A 21982-nucleotide genomic window follows, 5' to 3' on the forward strand; every position below is an offset into this window, starting at 1 on the left:
GCCTCACGCCGACCGGCCTCAGGCAGCGACACCTCAGTGAACAACTCACCGCCACGCCGCCACGCAGCCGTCAACCCCTGGAACAGCGGACCGTAGGCAAGTCCTTCGGCCCCCAGGTCGGCATACAGGTTGCCTACGTCCACCGGTTCGGCACCGGCCGGGGGCCACTCCGTCAGTTCCGGGACCTCGGTACGGGCCCCACCGGCGAGCAGCGCACCGGAGGCGTGCCGCGTCCACGGCTCCTCCGCGAGCGCGTCCTGGCGACGCGAGTGCACACTGAACGAACGCCGACCCACACCGTCGGGAGCCTCCACCACAAGCTGAAGCTGCACCCCACCACGCTCGGGCAACACGAGCGGAGCCTCCAGCATCAACTCCTCAACCGTGTCATACCCCACCTGATCACCCGCACGGACCGCCAGGTCCACGAACGCCGTCCCCGGCAACAACACGCTGCCGTGAATCACGTGGTCACCGATCCACGGATGCGAGTCGAGCGAGAGGCGTCCGGCGAAGACCATGCCGTCGGATTCGGGCAGGGCCACGCCCGCGCTCAGCAGCGGGTGCCCGGTGTCGTCCAGACCGATCGCCTCGACGTCACCCAGGTGGTACGGAGACACGGCCGGCCAGTAGCGCGAGCGCTGGAAGGCGTACGTCGGCAGGTCCACACGCCGCGCACCGGTGCCCGCGAAATAACCGCTCCAGTCGACGCCCACGCCGTGGGTGTGGGCGCGGGCGAGAGCGGTGGTGAGCGTGTCCGCCTCATCGCGACCGGCACGAAGGACGGGAAGGAAAACAGCATCGGCGTTCTCGACACAGTCCTGCGCCATGGCGGACAGGACACCGTCCGGACCCAGCTCGACGAACGTGGTGACACCGGCGGCTTCGAGCGCGCGGATGCCATCGGCGAAACGGACCGCCTCACGAACGTGCCGCACCCAGAACTCCGGCTGCGTCAACTGCTCCGAAACGAGAGCACCGCTCACATTCGAGACCAGTGCTATCCGAGGGACCGCGTAGGTGATGCTCTCCGCGACCTCACGGAACGCGTCCAGCATCCCGTCCATGTGTGGCGAGTGGAACGCGTGACTCACCGTGAGGCGCTTGGACCTGCGGTCGGAGAACGAACCCGCAACCCTCTCCGCCTCCTCCGCGTCACCCGCGATCACCACGGACCGCGGCCCGTTGATCGCCGCGATGCTCACGCGCTCGCCGAGCAGCGACGTGACCTCGTCCTCCGTCGCCTGGAGCGCGATCATCACGCCGCCCTCCGGCAACGCCTGCATCAACCGACCCCGCGCCGACACCAGCCGACACGCATCCTCCAGCGAGAACACCCCCGCCACATGCGCGGCCGCGATCTCACCGACCGAATGACCGGACACGAAGTCCGGCCGCACACCCCACGACTCGAACAGCCGGAAGAGGGCGACCTCGACCGCGAACAGCGCCGGCTGCGTGCAGGCCGTACGGTTCAGCAGTTCGGCGTCATCCCCGAACACCGCCTCCCGCAACGGGAGTTCCAGCTCCGTGTCCAGGTGGGCACACACCGCGTCGAAGGCATCGGCGAACCCCGGATACGCGGCATACAACTCACGCCCCATACCCAGCCGCTGACTCCCCTGCCCCGTGAACAGGAACGCGGTCTTCCCCGACAGCGGCGAACCCGTCACCACCCCCGGCGCACCCGAGTCCTGCGCCAGACCGGCCAGACCGGCCAGCAACCCGTCCCGGTCACCGGCCACCACAACCGCACGACGCTCAAAGGCCGAACGCCCGACCGCCAGCGAAAAGGCCAGGTCGTTCAGGTCTGCGTCCGCCCGCTCGCCGAGATGGTCATGCAGCGCTGCCGCCTGGCCGCGCAGCGCCTCCACGCCCTTCGCCGACAGCACATACGGCACCGGGCGCGCAGGCTGCTGCGACACCGGCGCCCCCGCCTCGGCCACCGTCTCCGGGGCCTGCTGCGGCGCCTGCTCCACGATCGTGTGCGCGTTCGTCCCGCTGATACCGAAGGAAGAGATACCCGCACGACGCGGACGACCCGTCTCCGGCCACGCCACCGACTCGGTCAACAGCGAAACGTCCCCGGCCGACCAGTCGACGTGCGGGGTCGGCTCGTCCACATGCAGAGTGGGCGGCAGCACCCCGTGCTGCATGGCCAGCACCATCTTCATGATGCCGACCACGCCCGCGGCGGCCTGGGTGTGCCCGATGTTCGACTTCACCGAACCGAGCAGCAGCGGCCGGCCCTCGGGCCGGTCCTTCCCGTACGTCGCCAGCAGCGCCTGCGCCTCGATCGGGTCACCCAACCGCGTACCCGTACCGTGCGCCTCGACGGCGTCCACCTCACCGACGGACAATCCAGCGCTCGCCAACGCGGCGCGGATGACACGCTGTTGGGACGGACCATTGGGAGCGGTCAGCCCGTTGGACGCGCCGTCCTGGTTGACAGCGGACCCACGGACGAGGGCCAGCACGGGATGACCGTTACGCCGCGCGTCGGACAACCGCTCCACGAGCAGCATGCCGACACCCTCGCCCCAGCCCGTACCGTCCGCAGCCCCCGCGAACGCCTTGATCCGACCGTCCTCGGCCAACCCACGCTGACGGCTGAAGTCGATGAAGTTCTCCGGGGTGGACATCACGGTCGCACCACCGGCCAGCGCCATCTCGCACTCGCCGTTGCGCAGCGCCTGGATCGCCCAGTGCAGCGCGACCAGAGAGGAGGAGCAGGCGGTGTCGACGGTGACGGCCGGACCCTCCAGACCCAGCACGTAGGAGACACGGCCGGACATCACGCTGCCTGCGTTGCCGGTGCCCAAGTGCCCGTCCACGCCTTCGGCTTCGCGGGCGACCAGGGCGAGATAGTCGCCGCCGTTGGTGCCGACGAAGACACCGGTACGGCTGCCGCGTAGCGCGGCCACGTCGATGCCGGCTCGCTCGAAAGTCTCCCAGGAGGTCTCCAGCAGCAACCGCTGCTGCGGGTCCATCGCGAGCGCCTCGCGCGGCGAGATACCGAAGAACTCGGCGTCGAAGTCTGCGACGCCGTCGAGAAAGCCGCCCTCACGTGTGTACGAGGTTCCGGACCGCTCGGGGTCCGGGCTGTAGATCCGGTCGAGGTCCCAGCCGCGGTCGGTGGGGAACATCGAGACGGCGTCCCGGCCTTCGACCAGGAGCCGCCACAGATCCTCGGGGGTGACCACGCCGCCGGGGAAACGGCAGCTCATCGCCACGATCGCGATCGGGTCGTCGGTGGAGACGGCCACGGCCGGCAGTATCGCGCCGGACACCTCGACGCCGCCGACCAGTTCGCCCCGGAGGTACGCGGCGAGGGAGGCCGCGGTCGGGTAGTCGTAGACCAGGGTGGCCGGGAGCTTCAGACCGGTGGCGGCACCGAGCCGGTTGCGCAGCTCGACTGCGGTCAGCGAGTCGAAACCCAGCTCCTTGAACGCGCGTTCCGCACCCACCGCGTCAGTGGCGGCGTGACCGAGTACCGAGGCCACGTGCGTACGGACCAACTCCAGCAGCTCCCGCTCCTGCTCAGTCGCCGACAGGGCGGACAGACTGCCGGCGAGGGTGCCGGAACGGTCCTCCGCCCAGGAGGGGGCACTCGTCTGTTCCTGCGCCGCGCGCACCTCGGACAGATCGGCGAACAACTCACTGCGACGCCCCGCGACGAAGCCCTGGAGGAACTGGTCCCACGCGATGTGCGCCACCGTCAGCGCGGCCTCGCCGCCACCGACGGCCCGGTGAAGGGCCGTTACGGCGAGGTCGGCGTCCATCGGCGGCACACCGTCGCGCCGCAGGCGCGCTTCCAGCGCCTGGTCGGCGGCCATGCCGCCCTCGGCCCACGGGCCCCAGGCGAGCGAGGTCGCGGCCAGACCGTCGGCACGGCGCTGCTCGGCCAGGGCGTCCAAGTACGCGTTGGCGGCGGCATAGTTGGCCTGCCCCGCCGCACCGAGCGTGCCGCTCATGGAGGAGAACAGCACGAACGCATCGAGCTCGATACCGAGTTCGGCCGTCAGCTCGTGCAGGTTACGGGCCGAGTCCGCCTTGGCCCGCAGCACCGACGTGAATCGCTCGGTTGTCAGGGAGTCCAGCACCCCGTCGTCCAGGACGCCGGCGGCGTGCACGACGGCCGTAAGTCCCTCCGCCTCAGCCGCCAACAGCTCCCGCAGCACGTCCCGGTCGGCGGCGTCGCACGCCACCACGGACACGTCCACACCCAAGTCGGCCAGCTCGGCGGCGAGTTCGGCCGCGCCCGGAGCATCCATGCCACGACGGCTGGTCAGCACCAGCCGCGAGGCCCCCGCACCCGCCAGCCAACGAGCAACCCGCCCACCCAGCGCACCCGTACCACCGGTGACCAACACCGTCCCCGAGGCAGTCCACGGCACCACACCCTCACCCTGCGGAGCACGCACCAGACGACGCCCGAACACACCCGAGCCGCGCACCGCGACCTGATCCTCGCCCGGATCCGCACCAGCCAGCACACCCACCAGACGCGCACCAGCCCGCTCGTCCAACTCCGCCGGAATGTCGACCAGACCACCCCAACGATCCGGATGCTCCAGAGCAACGACCCGCCCCAGCCCCCACACCTCAGCGGCAACCGGGTCGGCAAGACGGTCGGAACGACCCACCGAAACCGCACCCCGCGTCACCGCCCACAGGGGGGCCGCAACGCCGGCGTCACCCAACGCCTGCACCAGAACGGCAGTGTCCACCACGCCAAGGAGAGAGACGACACCCGTCAACTCATCTGTCTCGGGGAGCAGTTCAGCAACCGCTACCCGCTCCGATCCCCCAGGGACAACGAGCGAACGAACCAGCGCACCCGCACCCGACAACGCCGCCACCACATCGGCCGAACCGATCGGATCAGCCGACACCACCAGCCACGTACCACTCAACCCGCCGCCAGCACCAGCACCGGCACCGGCACCAGCACCGGCACCCGAGGAGACGCCCGTCAACGGTTTCCAGGTGATGCGGTAACGCCAACCATCCACCTCCGACTCGGTCTTGCGGCGCTTGCGCCAAGCAGAAAGGGCAGGCAAGAGCTCGTTGACGGTGGCGTCGTCGGCCACGTCCAGTTCGGCGGTCAGGGAGTCCCAGTCCGCCTCCTCCACCGCGTCCCAGAAACCGTCATCCGCCCCGTCGCCCGCCACACGTGCGACACCCGCCAGGTCCAGCCAGTACCTCGAACGCTGGAAGGCGTACGTCGGCAGGTCGGCCACCAGCGACGAGGCTCCGCCGCCCGTACCGGCGAAGAAGGCGGACCAGTCCACGGGCGCGCCGCGAACGTAAGCCTGGGCGAGAGCCGCGACAGCAGTCTCGGCCTCGTCACGCCCGCCCCGCAGAGCGGGAACGAACACAGCCGAGTCGATGTCCTCGACACACTCCTGGCCCATGGCGGAAAGCACACCGTCCGGACCCAGCTCGACATACGTGGTGACACCGGCGGCTTCGAGCGCGCGGACACCATCGGCGAAACGGACGGCCTCCCGGACGTGACGCACCCAGAACTCGGGCCGCGTCAACTGCTCCGAAGCGAGAGCACCGCTCACATTCGAGATCACCGGTATGCGCGGCAGCTCGTACGTCAACCCCTCCGCCACGGCACGGAACGCGTCCAGCATGCCGTCCATGTGCGGCGAGTGGAACGCGTGACTCACGCTCAGCCGCCTGGACTTGCGGTCGGAGAACGAACCGGCGATCCGCTCGGCCTCCTCCGCGTCACCCGCGATCACCACGGACCGCGGCCCGTTGATCGCCGCGATACTCACCCGCTCCGACAGCAGCGGAACGACCTCGTCCTCGGTGGCCTGAAGGGCGATCATCACGCCGCCCTCCGGCAGCGCCTGCATCAGCCGACCACGGGCCGACACGAGCTTGCAGGCATCGGCGAGGCTCAGCACCCCGGCCACGTGCGCGGCCGCGATCTCACCGATCGAGTGCCCGGACACGTAGTCGGGCTTCACACCCCACGACTCGAACAACCGGAAAAGGGCGACCTCGACGGCGAACAATGCCGGCTGCGCGAACTCCGTACGGTTCAGCAGCTCCGCATCGTCCCCGAACAGCACATCCTTCAGCGGGAGTTCGAGATCCATCCGCTCCGCCACCGCGTCCAGCGCCGCCGCGAACACCGGATACACGGCGTACAGCTCACGCCCCATACCAAGCCGCTGACTCCCCTGCCCCGTGAACACGAAGGCGAGCGCACCACTGTCGACCACGCCTCGGACCAAGGCCGCCGAAGCATCACCAGCAGCCAGCGTCGCGAGCCCGCCGGTCAGACCGGCGTGCCCATCCCCCGGAACCCCGAACACAACCGCACGATGCTCCAGAGCGGCACGACCGGTGGCAAGCGAGTAACCGACATCCAGCGCATCGACCGAACCTTCGGCGAAACCGCGCAACCGAACAGCCTGCGCACGCAACGCCTCGGCCGTACGACCGGAGACAAGCCAGGGCAGCACCGGCAGAACACGCGATACCCCGGACACCGAAGCCAACGGGACCTCGGGAGCCTGCTCGATGACAGTGTGGGCGTTGGTACCGCTGATACCAAAGGAGGAGACACCCGCCCGGCGCGGGCGACCCGTCTCGGGCCACGCGACCGATTCCGTCAGCAGGGCGATGTCACCCGCTTCCCAGTCCACCTGCGGGGACGGCTCGTCGACGTGCAGTGTCTGGGGCAGCACGCCGTGGCGCATCGCCATGACCATCTTGATGATGCCCGCGACACCGGCCGCGGCCTGCGTGTGCCCGATGTTCGACTTGATCGACCCCAGGTGCAGCGGCAGCCCCTCGGGACGGTCCTTGCCGTAGGTCGCCAGCAGCGCCTGCGCCTCGATCGGGTCACCCAGCCGCGTGCCCGTGCCGTGCGCCTCCACCGCGTCCACCTCGGCGGCGGTCAGTCCCGCACTCGCGAGCGCCTCACGAATGACGCGCTGCTGCGAGGGCCCGTTCGGCGCGGTCAGACCGTTGGAGGCACCGTCCTGGTTGACGGCCGTACCACGGACGACCGCGAGCACCGGATGCCCATTGCGGCGCGCGTCGGAGAGGCGCTCGACGAGCAGCATGCCCGCGCCCTCGCCCCAGCCGGTGCCGTCGGCAGCCGCCGCGAACGACTTGCACCGGCCGTCCACCGACAGACCCCGCTGCCGGCTGAAGTCCACGAAGGTTTCCGGCGTCGCCATGACCGCGACACCACCGGCGAGCGCCATGTCGCACTCACCATTGCGCAGCGCCTGGGCGGCGAGGTGCAGGGCGACCAGCGACGAAGAACAGGCCGTGTCGACGGTGACGGCCGGGCCCTCCAAACCGAAGGTGTAGGAGATGCGGCCGGAGGCGATGCTGCCGGCGGTGCCGGTGCCGAGGTAGCCCTCGACCCCGTCCGGCAGTTCGCCGCCGTCACCGATCGCATAGTCGTGATACATCACACCGGCGAACACACCGGTGCGGCTGCCGCGCAGCGTGGCCGGGTCGATACCGGCCCGCTCGAACGCCTCCCACGACGTCTCCAGCAGCAGCCGCTGCTGCGGATCCATCGCCAGCGCCTCGCGCGGCGAGATCCCGAAGAACTCCGCGTCGAACTCGGCGGCGTCGTGCAGGAAACCACCCTCACGCGTATACGAAGTACCGGTGTGGTCCGGATCCGGGTGATAAAGCGAGTCGATGTCCCAGCCACGATCGACGGGGAAGGTCGTAATGCCGTCACCACCGGCGGCGACGAGCCGCCACAGATCCTCCGGCGAGCTGACACCGCCCGGAAAGCGGCAGCCCATACCCACGATCACGACCGGATCATCGTCCAGCCCGGCCGACACGGTCCGCGCGACCGCGCGACCGGCGTCGGCGGTGTCGAGGCCACCGAGCTCGGCGAGCAGGTGCCGGGCGAGGGCGCCAGGGGTCGGATAGTCGAACACCAGAGTCGGCGACAGCCGCAGACCCGTCTCCTGCTTCAGGACATTGCGCAGCTCCACCGCCGTCAGCGAGTCGAACCCCAACTCCTTGAAAGCACGCTCGGCATCCACCGCCCCAGCACCCACATGCCCAAGCACCGAAGCGACACGACCCCGCACCAACTCCAGCACAAACACCGCACGTTCACCCGCCGGCATCGCGGCCAGCCGGACCACCAGCGGAGAACCGCCCTGCCCAGCGGTTCGCTGCTCGGCGCGACGGCGGGAGGGAACCCGCACCAGACTGCGCAGCAAACCCGCCGTCGCAGCGCCGGACCCGGCCCGGGCGCGCAGCGCCCCGAGATCCAACCGCATCGGCAGCAACACCGGCGCGTCCACCGTCATCGCCGTGTCGAACAGCTCCAGACCCTCCGCCCCGGACAACGCGCCCACCCCGTCACGGGCCATGCGCCGCAGATCGACCTCGTCGAGCCGCTCCGCCATACCACCGTCCTGCCCAGCCCACAGACCCCACGCGAGCGCCGACGCCACCAACCCCTCGGCCCGACGCCGTTCGGCAAGCACCTCCAAAAACGCATTGGCCGCCGCGTAACTGCCCTGACCCGCCGCACCGAACGCCGCGGCCGCACCCGAGAAGACCACGAACGCCGACAGACCCAGATCCCGCGTCAACTCGTGCAAATACCAGGCACCATCGACCTTCGGCCGCAACACCGCAGCAACCCGCTCCGGCGTCAACGACGACAGCACACCGTCATCAAGAACACCCGCCGTGTGCACCACCGCAGACAGCGGATACTCAGCCGGCACCGAAGCCAACACCGAGGCAAGCGCGTCACGGTCACCGACGTCACAGGCAACCAACTCCGCCTCGGCACCCAACCCACCCAACTCGACCAGCAGTTCCGCAGCACCCGCCGCATCACCACCACGCCGACTCAGCAACAGCAGCCTGCGCGCACCGTGCTCGACCACCAGATGACGAGCGAAAAGCCGGCCCAGCATCCCCGTCGCACCGGTCACCAACACCGTCCCGGGAACCTCACCCAGCAGCCCCGACACCCCGCCCCCACACTCACCCGCCGACACACGAGCAAGCCTCGGAACACTCACCACCCCCTCACGCACAGCGAGTTCAGGCTCCCCCACCCCCAACGCGGCAGAAAGCACCGGCAGCGACCCGACCCGACCATCCAGATCGACCATCACCACCTGACCCGGATTCTCCGACTGCACCGAACGCACCAACCCACGCACCGCACCACCCACCGGGTCAACGGCACTTGCACCGGACCCGATCGCCACAGCACCAGCCGTGAGCCACACCAGCGGTACCCCGGTGAGGAGTTCGTCGGCGAACCATGCCTGGAGAGTGGCCAGCGCGTCCGTCACCGCACCATGCACGGCAACCGGCACGTCGGATTCGTCCGACACCACCGTGGAGACGAACACGGCGTCCGGCAGCGGTTCGCCCTCCCCCGCCGCCGCGGAGAGAGCGGCGGAGAGCGCGGCGACGTCCGGGTACTCGGTCACCCGAGCCCCGCAAGCCGCCAGCCCGTGCACGTCCCGACCCAGAACAGCCCAACGCCGCCCCTCAACACCCCCCGAACCCGCCACATCCGGCACCGACACCGGCACCGGCACCGGGACCCACTCCACCCGGAACAACGACTCCAGATGACCACCATCAGCCGCCCGGACCTGCTCAGCCGAAGCCGCACGCAGAGTGAGCGCATCGACCGTCGCGACCGGTCGACCGCTCTCGTCCGCCACCAGCAGGGCGAAGGTGTGCGCGTCTCCGAGGGCGTGCGGGGTGAGTCGCATGCGCAGCCCGCTGGCGCCCGCCGCGTGCAGCGTGACACCCGACCAGGCGAACGGCAGCAGAGCACCGGCGGAAGCGTCCCCGGACTCGCCGTATCCGATGGCGTGCAGGCCGGCGTCCAGCAGCGCGGGATGCACCCCGAACCGCGCCGCCTCACGCCGACCGGCCTCAGGCAGCGACACCTCAGTGAACAACTCACCGCCACGCCGCCACGCAGCCGTCAACCCCTGGAACAGCGGACCGTACGCGAGCCCTTCGACGACCAGATCGGCGTACAGGTCCCGCACATCCACCGGTACCGCACCGGCCGGGGGCCAGATCGCGAGCTCGGCCGAGTCCAGGGTCTCAGAGCGGGCGCCCGCGAGCAGCGCACCGGAGGCGTGCCGCGTCCACGGCTCCTCCGCGAGCGCGTCCTGGCGACGCGAGTGCACACTGAACGAACGCCGACCCGCTCCGTCGGGAGCCTCCACCACAAGCTGAAGCTGCACCCCACCACGCTCGGGCAACACGAGCGGAGCCTCCAGCATCAACTCCTCAACCGTGTCACACCCCACCTGATCACCCGCACGGACCGCCAGGTCCACGAACGCCGTCCCCGGCAACAACACGCTGCCGTGAATCACGTGGTCACCGATCCACGGATGCGAGTCCAGGGCCAGCCGTCCGGTCAGGAGCACGCCCTCGGAGTCGGCGAGCGCGACGGCCGCTCCGAACAGCGGGTGCCCGGCCGCGCCGAGCCCGATCGCGGCCGGGTCCCCGGCCGCGAGCCCGGCCCCGCTGGGCCAGTAGCGCGAGCGCTGGAAGGCGTACGTCGGCAGGTCCACACGCCGCGCACCCGTCCCCGCGAAATAACCGCTCCAGTCGACGCCCACGCCGTGCGCGTGAGCCCGAGCGAGAGCGGTGGTGAGCGTGTCCGCCTCATCACGACCGCCGCGAAGAACGGGAACGAAGACAGCGTTCCCCTCCTCGACACATTCCTGGCCCATGGTCGAGAGAACCCCGTCCGGACCCAGCTCGACATACGTGGTGACACCGGCGGCTTCGAGCGCGCGGATACCGTCGGCGAAGCGGACCGCCTCACGGACATGCCGCACCCAGAACTCCGGCTGCGTCAACTGCTCCGAAACGAGAGCACCGCTCACATTCGAGATCACCGATATCTTCGGCAGCTCGTATGTCAGGGTCTCCACCACTGCGCGGAAGGCGTCCAGCATGCCGTCCATGTGCGGCGAGTGGAACGCGTGACTCACGCTCAGCCGCTTCGACCTGCGGTCACTGAACGAACCGGCGATTCGCTCCGCCTCGTCGGCATCACCCGCGATCACCACGGACCGCGGCCCGTTGATCGCCGCGATGCTCACCCGCTCCGACAGCAGCGGAACGACCTCGTCCTCGGTGGCCTGGAGGGCGATCATCACGCCGCCCTCCGGCAACGCCTGCATCAACCGACCCCGCGCCGACACCAGCCGGCACGCGGCCTCCAGCGAGAACACCCCCGCCACATGCGCGGCCGCGATCTCACCGACCGAATGACCGGACACGAAGTCCGGCCGCACACCCCACGACTCGAACAACCGGAAAAGGGCGACCTCGACCGCGAACAGCGCCGGCTGCGCGAACTCCGTACGGTTCAGCAGCTCGGCGTCATCCCCGAACACCACCTCCCGCAACGGGAGTTCCAGCTCCGTGTCCAGGTGGGCACACACCGCGTCGAAGGCATCGGCGAACACCGGATACGCGGCATACAACTCCCGCCCCATACCCAGCCGCTGACTCCCCTGCCCCGTGAACAGGAACGCGAGCCCGCCCCCGCCGACGGTGTCTTGGACCAGGCCGGGAACCTGCTCTCCGGCGGCCAGCGCGCGCAGCCCCGCCACGAGCCCGTCGAGGTCCGAGGAGCCGGCCACCAGCACGGCCCGCTCGTCCAGCGCCGCGCGCCCAGCCGCCAAGGAGTGGGCGACATCGCCCGGGCGCGGGACCGGGTCCTGCGCCAACCGGTCCGCCAGGCGACCGGCCTGGGCGCGCAGCCCCGCCTGGGTACGGGCGGCCAGCACATACGGCAGTACGGGTGGGAACGCGTTCGCGGCGGCATTGCCTGCATCGGTCTCCGCCCCCGCCCCCGTCCCGGTCCCGGATTCGGTCTGCGTCCCGGTCCCGGCCGGTTCACCGGACTCGGCGGTGAGCGCCCCCGCCCCCGCGGCCGGTGCCTGTTCCAGGATGGTGTGGGCGTTCGTGCCGCTCAGGCCGAAGGAGGAGACGCCGGCGCGGCGCGGACGCCCGGTCTCCGGCCATGCGACGGTCTCGGTCAGCAGGGAGATGTCCCCGGCCGTCCAGTCGACGTGCGGGGTCGGCTCGTCCACATGCAGGGTGGGCGGCAGCACCCCGTGCTGCATGGCGAGGACCATCTTGATGATGCCCGCGACACCGGCCGCGGCCTGCGTGTGCCCGATGTTCGACTTGATCGACCCCAGGTGCAACGGCAGCCCGTCGGGACGGCCCTTCCCGTAGGTCGCCAACAGCGCCTGGGCCTCGATGGGATCACCCAGCCGGGTCCCCGTGCCATGCGCCTCGACGGCGTCCACGTCGGCCGGGGTGAGGCCACCGCTGGCCAACGCGGCGCGGATGACGCGCTGTTGGGACGGACCATTGGGAGCGGTCAGCCCGTTGGAGGCGCCGTCCTGGTTGATGGCGGAGCCGCGCACGAGGGCGAGGACCTGGTGGCCCTTGGCCCGGGCGTCGGAGAGGCGCTCGACGAGCAGCATGCCGAGGCCCTCGCCCCAGCCGGTGCCGTCGGCGGCCGCCGCGAAGGCCTTGATGCGGCCGTCCTCGGCGAGGCCGCGCTGGCGGCTGAAGTCCACGAAGGCGTCCGGCGTCGACATCACGGTGACGCCGCCGGCGAGTGCCATGTCGCACTCGCCGTTGCGCAGCGCCTGCACGGCGAGGTGCAGCGCGACCAGGGAGGAGGAGCAGGCCGTGTCGACGGTGACCGCCGGACCCTCCAGGCCGAAGACGTACGAGAGCCGGCCGGAGACGACGCTCGCGGCGTTGCCGGTGCCGACGTGGCCCTCCAGGCCGTCGGCCTCACGGGCGACGAGCGAGAGGTAGTCCTGACCGTTGGTGCCGACGAAGACACCGGCCCGGCTGCCGCGCAGCGAGGTCGGGTCGATGCCCGCGCGCTCGAAAGTCTCCCAGGAGGTCTCCAGCAGCAACCGCTGCTGCGGGTCCATCGCGAGCGCCTCGCGCGGCGAGATACCGAAGAGGTCGGCGTCGAACTCGGGTGCGTCGTAGAGGAATCCGCCCCGCCGGGTGTACGAGGTGCCCGGCCGGTCGGGGTCGGCGTCGAAGAGCCCGGCCAGGTCCCAACCGCGGTCGGTCGGGAAGTCGGCGACGGCATCGGTGCCTTCGCCGAGCAGCCGCCACAGCTCCTCGGGGGAGGTGACGCCGCCGGGGAAGCGGCAGCCCATCGCGACGATGGCGATCGGGTCGTCGTCGACTCCCCTCGTGACGGCCGCGGCGGCCTCCGACTCCTGCGGCGTACCACCGAGTTCGTCGAGCAGGTACGCCGTCAGGGCGGCCGAGGTCGGGTAGTCGTAGACGAGCGTGGCGGGCAGCGGCACTCCGGTGACGGCACCGAGCCGGTTGCGCAGCTCGACGGCGGTCAGCGAGTCGAAGCCGAGTTCCTTGAAGGCGCGTTCGGCCGAGACGGCGTCCGTGCCGCCGTGTCCGAGCACCGCGGCCACATGCGTACGGACCAGAGCGAGCAGTGCCTTCTCCTGCTCGGTCCGGCTCAGTCCGGCGAGCGGTCCCAGGGTGGCGGCGACGTCGGCGCCGGTGACCACCGAGCCGCGGCCGGAGGCGGCCGGAGTGTCCCGCGTGGTCGCGACGAAGTCGCCGATCAGCGGGTTGGCCCGGACCCCGGCCAGGACGGCCGGGAGCCGCTCCCAGTCGATGTCCGCGACGGTGACCGCGACGTCGGACGTGCCCACGGCGTGCGCCAGGGCGGCCAGGGCGGTGGCGGGCGCCATCGGGGGCATGCCCTCGCGCCGCAGGCGCGCTTCCAGCGCCTGGTCGGCGGCCATGCCACCCTCGGCCCACGGGCCCCAGGCGAGCGAGGTCGCGGCCAGACCGTCGGCACGACGCTGCTCGGCGAGTGCGTCCAAGTACGCGTTGGCGGCGGCGTAGTTAGCCTGACCCGCCGCACCGACCACGCCGGTGACCGAGGCGAAGAGGACGAACGCATCGAGCTCGATACCGAGTTCACTCGTCAGCTCGTGCAGATTACGGGCCGAGTCCGCCTTGGCCCGCAGCACCGACATGAATCGCTCGGCAGTCAGGGAGTCCAGCACCCCGTCGTCGAGAACACCGGCCGTATGCACGACCGCCGTAAGCCCCTCCGCCTCAGCCGCCAACAGCTCCCGCAGCACGTCCCGGTCGGCGGCATCGCACGCCACCACGGACACCTCGACACCCAAGTCGGCCAACTCCGCGGCGAGTTCGGCCGCGCCCGGAGCATCCATGCCACGACGGCTGGTCAGCACCAGCCGCGAGGCCCCCGCACCCGCCAGCCAACGAGCAACCCGCCCACCCAGCGCACCCGTACCACCGGTGACCAACACCGTCCCCGAGGCAGTCCACGGCACCACACCCCCACCCTGCGGAGCACGCACCAGACGACGCCCGAACACACCCGAGCCGCGCACCGCGACCTGATCCTCGCCCGGATCCACACCAGCCAGCACACCCACCAGACGCGCACCAGCCCGCTCGTCCAACTCCGCCGGAATGTCGACCAGACCACCCCAACGATCCGGATGCTCCAGAGCAACGACCCGCCCCAGCCCCCACACCTCAGCGGCAACCGGGTCCACCAGCCGATCGGAACGACCCACCGAAACCGCACCCCGCGTCACCGCCCACAGGGGGGCCGCAACGCCGGCATCACCCAACGCCTGCACCAGAACGGCGGTGTCCACCACACCCAACAACGAGACGACACCGGCCAATTCACCGGCATCCACGAGCAGTTCGGCAACCGCCACCCGATCCGATCCCCCAGGGACGACGAGCGAACGAACCAGCGCACCCGCACCAGCACCAGCACCAGCACCAGCACCAGCACCCGACAACGCCGCCACCACATCGGCCGAACCGATCGGATCAGCCGACACCACCAGCCACGTACCACTCAACCCGCCACCAGCACCAGCACCAGCACCCGAGGAGACGCCCGTCAAGGGTTTCCAAGTGATGCGGTAACGCCAGGAGTCGACGGCCGACTGGAGTGCGCGGCGGCGGCGCCAGGCCGCCAGTGCGGGGACGAGTTCGCCGAGGGACTGCTCGTCGGACGCGTCGAGGTCGAGGGCGGCGGCGAGACCGGCGACGTCCTCGTTCTCGACGGCGTCCCAGAAGACGTGGTCGGCCGGGTCGGAGCCGGCGGCGGCGAGGGTCCTGGCCACCGGACCGGTCGCGTCCATCCAGTAGCGCTGCCGCTGGAAGGCGTACGTGGGCAGGTCGACGCGGCGGGCGCCGGTGCCGGCGAAGAGGGTGGACCAGTCCGTCCCGGCGCCCCGGACGTGGGCGCGGGCGACGGCGGTGAGCAGTCCCTCGGCCTCGGGTCGGCCCGCGCGCAGGGCGGGCGCGAAGGCGCTGCCCTCGGGGTCGACGCACTCCTGGGCGAGGGCGGTGAGGACCGGGTCGGGGCCGAGCTCCAGGAAGGTGCGGGCACCGCGCTCGTGGAGGGTGCGCACACCGTCGAGGAACCGGACGGACTCGCGGACGTGGCGGACCCAGTGTTCGGGGTCGGTCAGCTCGGCACCGGCGACGGTGCCGGTGAGGAGGGAGACGACGGGCAGGGTGGGACGCGCGTAGCCGACGACCTGGGCGATCCGCCGGAACTCGCCGAGCATGCCGTCCATGTGCGGCGAGTGGAAGGCGTGACTGACCGTGAGCCGCTTGGACTTACGGTCGGGGAACGATCCGGCGAGTGTCTCGGCCTCGTCCGCGTCGCCCGCGATGACGACCGACCGCGGCCCGTTGACGGCGGCGATCCCGATGCCCGCGGTCAGCAGCGGAGCGACCTCGTCCTCCGTCGCCTGGAGCGCGATCATGACCCCGCCCTCGGGCAGCGCCTGCATGAGCCGGCCCCGCGCCGCGACGAGTGTGCAGGCGTCCTCCAGCGAGAACACCCCGGCCACATGCGCCGCCGCGATCTCACCGATCGAGTGACCGGCGACGAGGTCGGGCTTCACGCCCCACGACTCCAGCAGGCGGAACAGCGCCACTTCCACGGCGAACAGCGCGGGCTGGGTGTACGCGGTGCGGTCGAGGAGGGCGGCCTCGGGGGTGCCGGCCTCGGCGAACAGCACGTCCAGCAGGGGCACGTCGAGTTGCTCGTCCAGGTACCAGCAGGCGTCGTCCAGGGCGTCGGCGAACACCGCGTAGGTGTCGTACAACTCCCTTCCCATTCCGAGACGTTGGCTGCCCTGGCCGGTGAAGAGGAAGGCGAGTCGGCCGGTGGCGGGCGGGTCCTGGACGAGGCCGGGGGCCTCGGCGCCGTCGGCGAGGGCGTGCAGTCCGGCGAGCAGTCGCTCGCGGTCCTCACCGAGGACGACGGCACGGTGCTCGAAGCGGCCCCGGGTGGTGACGAGGGAGTGGCCGATGTCGGCGGCGGCCGCCTCCGGGTCGGTGGCCAGGCGAGCGGCGAGGGTGCGGGCCTGGCCGCGCAGCGCCTCGGGGGTCTTGGCGGACAGCACCCAGGCCAGCGGTCCGGCCTGCTCCCCGTCGATGATCCCGGAGTCGGGACCGGTCGGCTCGTCGGTACGGGCACCGGGACTGGTCGGCTCGTCGGCGCAGGCGTCGGGACCGGTCGGCCCGTCGGTACGGGCACCGGTGCGGTCCTCGGCGGCCGGCTCCTCGATGACGGCGTGCGCGTTGGTGCCGCTCATGCCGAAGGAGGAGACGCCGGCGCGGCGCGGACGGCCGGTCTCCGGCCAGGCCACGTCCTCGGTGAGCAGGCTGACGGCGCCGGTGCTCCAGTCGACGTGCGAGGTGGGCGCGTCGACGTGCAGGGTGCGGGGCAGCACGCCGTGGCGCATCGCCATGACCATCTTGATGATGCCCGCGACACCGGCGGCCGACTGGGTGTGGCCGATGTTCGACTTCAGGGAGCCGAGGTAGAGGGGCAGTTCGCCGGTGTGCTCACGGCCGTACGTGGCGAGCAGGGCCTGGGCCTCGATGGGGTCGCCGAGCCTGGTGCCGGTGCCGTGGGCCTCGACGACGTCCACCTCGGCGGCCGTGAGGCCGGCGTTGGCGAGGGCCTGGCGGATGACGCGCTGCTGGGCGGGGCCGCTGGGGGCGGTCAGGCCGTTGGAGGCGCCGTCCTGGTTCAGCGCGGTGCCGCGCACGACGGCGAGGACCTGGTGGCCGTTGCGACGGGCGTCGGAGAGGCGCTCGACGAGCAGCATGCCCGCGCCCTCGCCCCAGCCCGTGCCGTCGGCGGCGTCGGCGAACGGCTTGCAGCGCCCGTCGGGGGCGAGGCCGCGCTGCCGGCTGAAGGAGACGAAGGAGCCGGGGCTCGCCATGACCGCGACGCCGCCCGCGAGGGCGAGGGAGCACTCTCCGGCGCGCAGTGCCTGCGCGGCGAGGTGGAGGGCGGCCAGCGAGGAGGAGCAGGCGGTGTCGACGGTGACGGTGGGACCCTCGAAGCCGAAGGTGTAGGCGATGCGGCCGGAGGCGACGCTGGCGGCGTTGCCGGTGACGAGGTAGCCCTCGAATCCGTCGGTGGCGTCGAGGAGTCGAGGGCCGTACTCCTGGGTTTCGGCGCCGACGAACACGCCGACCTGGCCGCCGCGCAGTGCGGCGGGGTCGACGCCGAGGCGTTCGAAGGCCTCCCAGGACGTCTCGAGGAGCAGTCGCTGCTGGGGGTCCATGGCGAGGGCCTCGCGCGGCGAGATGCCGAAGAAGTCGGCGTCGAACTCGTCGGCGTCGTGCAGGAAGCCGCCCTGGCGGGCGTAGCTGGTGCCGGGGGTGTCCGGGTCGGGGTCGTAGAGCGCGTCGAGGTCCCAGCCGCGGTCGGCGGGGAAGGGGGTGACGGCGTCGGTGCCGGCGGCGACGAGGTCCCAGAGCGCCTCGGGCGAGTGGACGCCGCCGGGGAAGCGGCAGCCGATGCCGACGATGGCGATGGGTTCGTCGCTGCTGGTCGCGGCGGCCACGGGAGCGATGTCCTCGGTGAGGCCGAGGAGTCGGGCGCGCAGGTGGCGGGTGAGGTGGGCGGGGGTGGGGTGGTCGAAGGCGAGGGTGACCGGCAGGCTCAGACCGGTGCCGGCGACGAGTCGGGAGTGCAGGTCGACGGCGGCCAGGGAGTCGAACCCGAGCTCCATGAAGGGCCGTTCGGGGTCGAGTGTGTCGGGGGCCTGGTCCTTGAGGGCGGCGGAGGCCATGGCGGCGACCCACTCCAGCAGCAGTGCGTGCTGTTCGTCGGGCGTCAGGCCGGTCAGACGCTGCGCCCAGGGGATGCCCTCGGGACTTTCCGCCGGCGTCGCGCCGGTTTCGGAGGTGCCGTTGATTTCGAGCGTGAAATCTTGGGACTCATTCCACATGGCGCGCTCCATTACCCCCGAATAAAAAATGCAAGACCGGGGTAACTCTGACACGCGGCAGGAGGTCGAGAAACCCCTAACAAGCCCCTACCGACCCCTATTCCGAGCCTCTGAGCAGCGCCTTGACTCGGAATGCGCGACTGTATCAGGATGCGCCGAGAAGGCTGGCAATTGCAAGTGGATGGTAATCCAATTCCATCACCGAATCGCCGGACCTGGCAAATAAGTCATCCATACGGGAGGAGCGCGTTTTCATGCGCGTGCTGTTCGTCACGTATCCGGCCCTGGGCCATGTCTTTCCGACTATTCCGCTGGCCTGGGCACTGCGCTCGGCCGGGCACGAGGTGCTGGTGGCCAGCGCGGGCGACGCGCTGAAGGCCGCGGACGCGGGTCTGCACGTCGCCGACGTCCACCCCGGCTTCGAGCTGGAGGGCTTCCTGCAGTCCACGGTCGCGGAATTGATGGCCCGGTTGCGCGGGCCCGACGGGGTGGACCCGATGGACGGGCTGCGCCTGTTCCAGCATCTCAACGAGTCGCTGGCGGACGGGATCGTCCGCGTCGCCGACCGCTTCGGGCCGGACCTGGTGGTCTTCGAGCAGATCTTCGTCGCGGGTCTGATGGCCGCCGAGCGGCTGGGTGTTCCGGCGGTGCAGCACAACTTCGGGTTCGCGCGCGGCACCGAGCTGCGCGAGCTGACGGTGTCGATGCTGGGCGAGACGATGGCCCGGCACGGGGTGGCGAAGGTGGCCGAGCGGGTGCCGGTCATCGACATCGCGCCGCCGAGCATGGTGGAGCCGGAGCGGGACGGCTGGTCGATGCGTCCGGTGCCGTACAACAGCGGTGCGGTGCTGCCGGACTGGCTGCTGGACGAGCCGGGGCGGCGCCGGATCGGGGTGACGCTGGGCACCGCTTCGGTGCATGTCAACGGGCTGGGTCCGGTCCAGCGGCTGGTGGCCGCCGCCTCCGGGGTGGACGCGGAGTTCGTACTGGCCCTCGGCGAGGTGGACACCACCGCGCTGGGTGAACTCCCCGACAACGTACGGGTGGTGGGCTGGGTGCCGCTGACTCGGCTGCTTCAGACGTGTGACGCGGCCGTGCATCACGGTGGCGCCGGGACCACGCTGGCGGCGCTGAACGCGGGCGTCCCGCAACTGGTGCTGCCCGACGGCGCGGACCGTCAGATCAACGCCGAGGCCGTGCGCGACCGGGGCGCGGGACTGCTGGGCACGGCCGCCGACCTGGAGGTGGAGGTGCTGCGCCGGCTGCTGTCGGACGAGAAGCTGGCGGCGGTGGCGCGCGAGGTGCGCGAGGAGATCGCCGCCATGCCGTCGCCGGTGTCGCTGGTGCCGCGGCTGGAGGCGCTGGCCGGCTGAACGACCGTACGCCGCGGGGGCGGTACCCGATGTTCTCGGGTACCGCCCCCACGGCGTACGGGGGAACCGGGGGCGAGGTGGAGGGGCGGCCCGGGGGAGGTCGCCGCCCCTCCACCTCTCGGGGGTTCGCCAGTTGGTCCGGTGGGTTCAGCCGCGCGGCGCGTGTTCGATGAACGGGGCGAGCAGCCCGGGCACGGTGTCCTCGGCGAGGCGGAGACCGTCCCGTAGGCGGACGTCGCGGACCTTGTAGGAGCCGTGGCCCGCGGAGGTGGTGGCGCCGATGGTGAGCAGTCCGTTGCGCCGCTGGAAGAAGGAGCGGGTGACGTTCCAGCCGATGATGCCGTCCCGTTCGAGGGCGGCGGTGCGGCGGGTGAAGGTGCCGGCGCGGACGACCAGGTAGTGGTCGTGCAGCGCGTGGCCGAGCGACCGATGGGCGTCCCTGGCCAGCAGGTACACCACCGGCAGCCCGAACAGGGCGGTGATCCAGGCGGTGTGCACCAGGATCTGGGTGAGCCACAGGCCCAGGCCCAGCGGGACGGCGACGATGAGGGCGAGCACGATCAGGCCGCGGTTGAGGCGACGTCGCAGCGCGACCCGGGGGTGCGGCACGAGCCGGGCCGCCTCGTTGGGCGAGCGCTCCTCGGCGAGGACGGCTGCGGCCACGCGCAGTGCCTCGGCGCGCGGCACCGGCGGGGTGAGGATGCTCCGGCTGCGGTTCTCGTCGCTGTCGCCGAGGCCGCCGGCGATGGCGTTGAGGCGGGCACCTCCGGCCCAGCGCAGCAGCATCGGCTCGGCGAGCTCGACTCCGCGAACCCGGCGCTCCTCCATGGTGACGGAGCGGGAGACGAGCAGACCGCGGCGGACCCGCAGGACGTCGTCCTGCTCGCGCTCCAGGCGGAAGTTGGCCCAGGACTCGACGAAGGTGGCGTAGGAGACGGCGATGCCGGCCAGCAGGACGACCACGACGGTGACGAGGATGCCGAACCACAGGGGCACGGTGCCGAAGCGGTGCTCGATGTCCTTGACGAAGCCGAGCTGCAGTGGGTCGACCTTCATCTCGTGCAGGATGCGGTAGGCGGTGCCGACGCCGATGAAGACGGTGCCGACGCCCCACACGGTGAGCGGCGCGTAGCGCAGCCAGGCCCAGTCCATCTCGATGAGGGTGCGGTTCTCGTCGGTGCCGGTGGCGCCGCCGGTGCCGCGGCGGTCCAACAGCAGCCGGCGCAGTTCCTCGGCCTGCTGGACGGTGATGCCGTCGAGGGAGAGCCTGCGGGCGGAGGACGAGGTCTGCTCGCCGGTGCCGATGCGCAGCGTGGTGAGGCCGAAGAGCCGGTGCACCGGCTTCGCGTCGCGGTCGACGCTGCGGATGCGGTCGTTGGGGACCGAGCGGTGGCTGCGGAAGAACAGTCCGGAGCGCAGCTCCACGCGGTCGGGGGTGATCCGGTAGCGGGTGGTGATCAGGCGCATCGTGCTGATCCCGGTGATCACCAGGAAGGTGGTCAGCAGGGAGCCGAGCGAGATCAGCGCCTGGAGGTTGGCACCGGTCAGGACGAGGGTGGCGACGAAGAGGGCGAGCGGTCCGGCCAGCATGCTGAGGTTGACCAGCAGCAGGCGGGGGCTGAGCCGGGCCCAGTCGGCCCCGTCGTCGCCGGTGGCCCGGGGCGCGGCCGTGCCGGTGCGCTGCTCGGTACGGTGGCTCATGTCGCGTCTCCCGGTGTGGCCTGGGTGGTCCGGGTGAGGTGCTCGACCAGTTCCTGGGCGGTGTGGTGGTCGATGCCCTTGATCTTCACGGCTCCCGAGGAGGAGGCGGTCGTGACGGTGACGCCGGACAGGCCGAACATCTGCTGGATCGGGCCGCGCAGGGTGTCCACGGTCTGCACCCGGGAGAGGGGGACGACCCGCCAGCGCTGCCACAGCCAGCCGGAGGCGGCGTACACGGCTTCGTCGGTGGTCTCCCAGCGGTGCACCCGGTACCGCCACAGCGGCATGACCAGCATGTAGGCGAGTCCGGGCACCAGGGAGATCAGGGTCGCCCAGCCGAAGAACGGCCTGGCGGGCGGGATGCAGAGGTAGAGGATGCCGAAGGTGAGCGGCAGGGGGAGGGCGAACACCGCCGACTGGAGCGTCCACCAGCCGACCGCGCGGCTTTCCACCCGGTTGCGCGGGGGCCGGAGCCTGACATCATCCAAGCGTTCCACTGCTGTTCACCCTTTTACTGGGACGGGGAGTCGTGATCAGTCGGCATGTGACGTG

General features: G+C 71.1%; 4 protein-coding genes. 1 reads left to right on the top strand and 3 read right to left on the bottom strand.

Annotation, left to right across the window (positions count from 1 at the left end):
• Positions 1 to 18410: type I polyketide synthase (locus ACIQRL_RS27395; RefSeq protein WP_401336490.1), on the bottom strand; the 18410-nt coding region annotated here is incomplete at its 3' end.
• A gap of 200 nt (positions 18411 to 18610) precedes the next feature.
• Between ACIQRL_RS27395 and ACIQRL_RS27400 the strand changes: the two genes are divergently transcribed.
• Positions 18611 to 19729, top strand: coding sequence for a nucleotide disphospho-sugar-binding domain-containing protein (locus ACIQRL_RS27400; protein ID WP_401336492.1), 1119 nt, complete (start codon positions 18611 to 18613; stop codon positions 19727 to 19729).
• Between the two features lie 147 nt (positions 19730 to 19876).
• Here the strand turns inward: ACIQRL_RS27400 and ACIQRL_RS27405 are convergent, their stop codons facing one another.
• On the bottom strand, positions 19877 to 21430 hold the full coding sequence (locus ACIQRL_RS27405) for a PH domain-containing protein (RefSeq protein ID WP_401336494.1): 1554 nt from the start codon (positions 21428 to 21430) through the stop codon (positions 19877 to 19879).
• The gene (locus ACIQRL_RS27410; protein ID WP_401336497.1) at positions 21427 to 21927 is read right to left on the bottom strand and encodes a PH domain-containing protein; all 501 of its coding nucleotides are present in this window, start codon (positions 21925 to 21927) and stop codon (positions 21427 to 21429) included. The genes ACIQRL_RS27405 and ACIQRL_RS27410 overlap by 4 nt, the downstream gene beginning before the upstream one ends.
• Between the last annotated feature and the right edge of the window lie 55 nt (positions 21928 to 21982).

Origin of the sequence: Streptomyces sp. NPDC091209 (genome assembly GCF_044757755.1) — a bacterium.
Lineage (GTDB): Bacteria > Actinomycetota > Actinomycetes > Streptomycetales > Streptomycetaceae > Streptomyces.

Excerpts from the sequence above, each read along its gene's own strand:
- ACIQRL_RS27400 (WP_401336492.1), top strand. The coding sequence starts at position 18,611 with ATGCGCGTGCTGTTCGTCACGTATCCGGCCCTGGGCCATGTCTTTCCG.
- ACIQRL_RS27405 (WP_401336494.1), bottom strand. The coding sequence starts at position 21,430 with ATGAGCCACCGTACCGAGCAGCGCACCGGCACGGCCGCGCCCCGGGCC.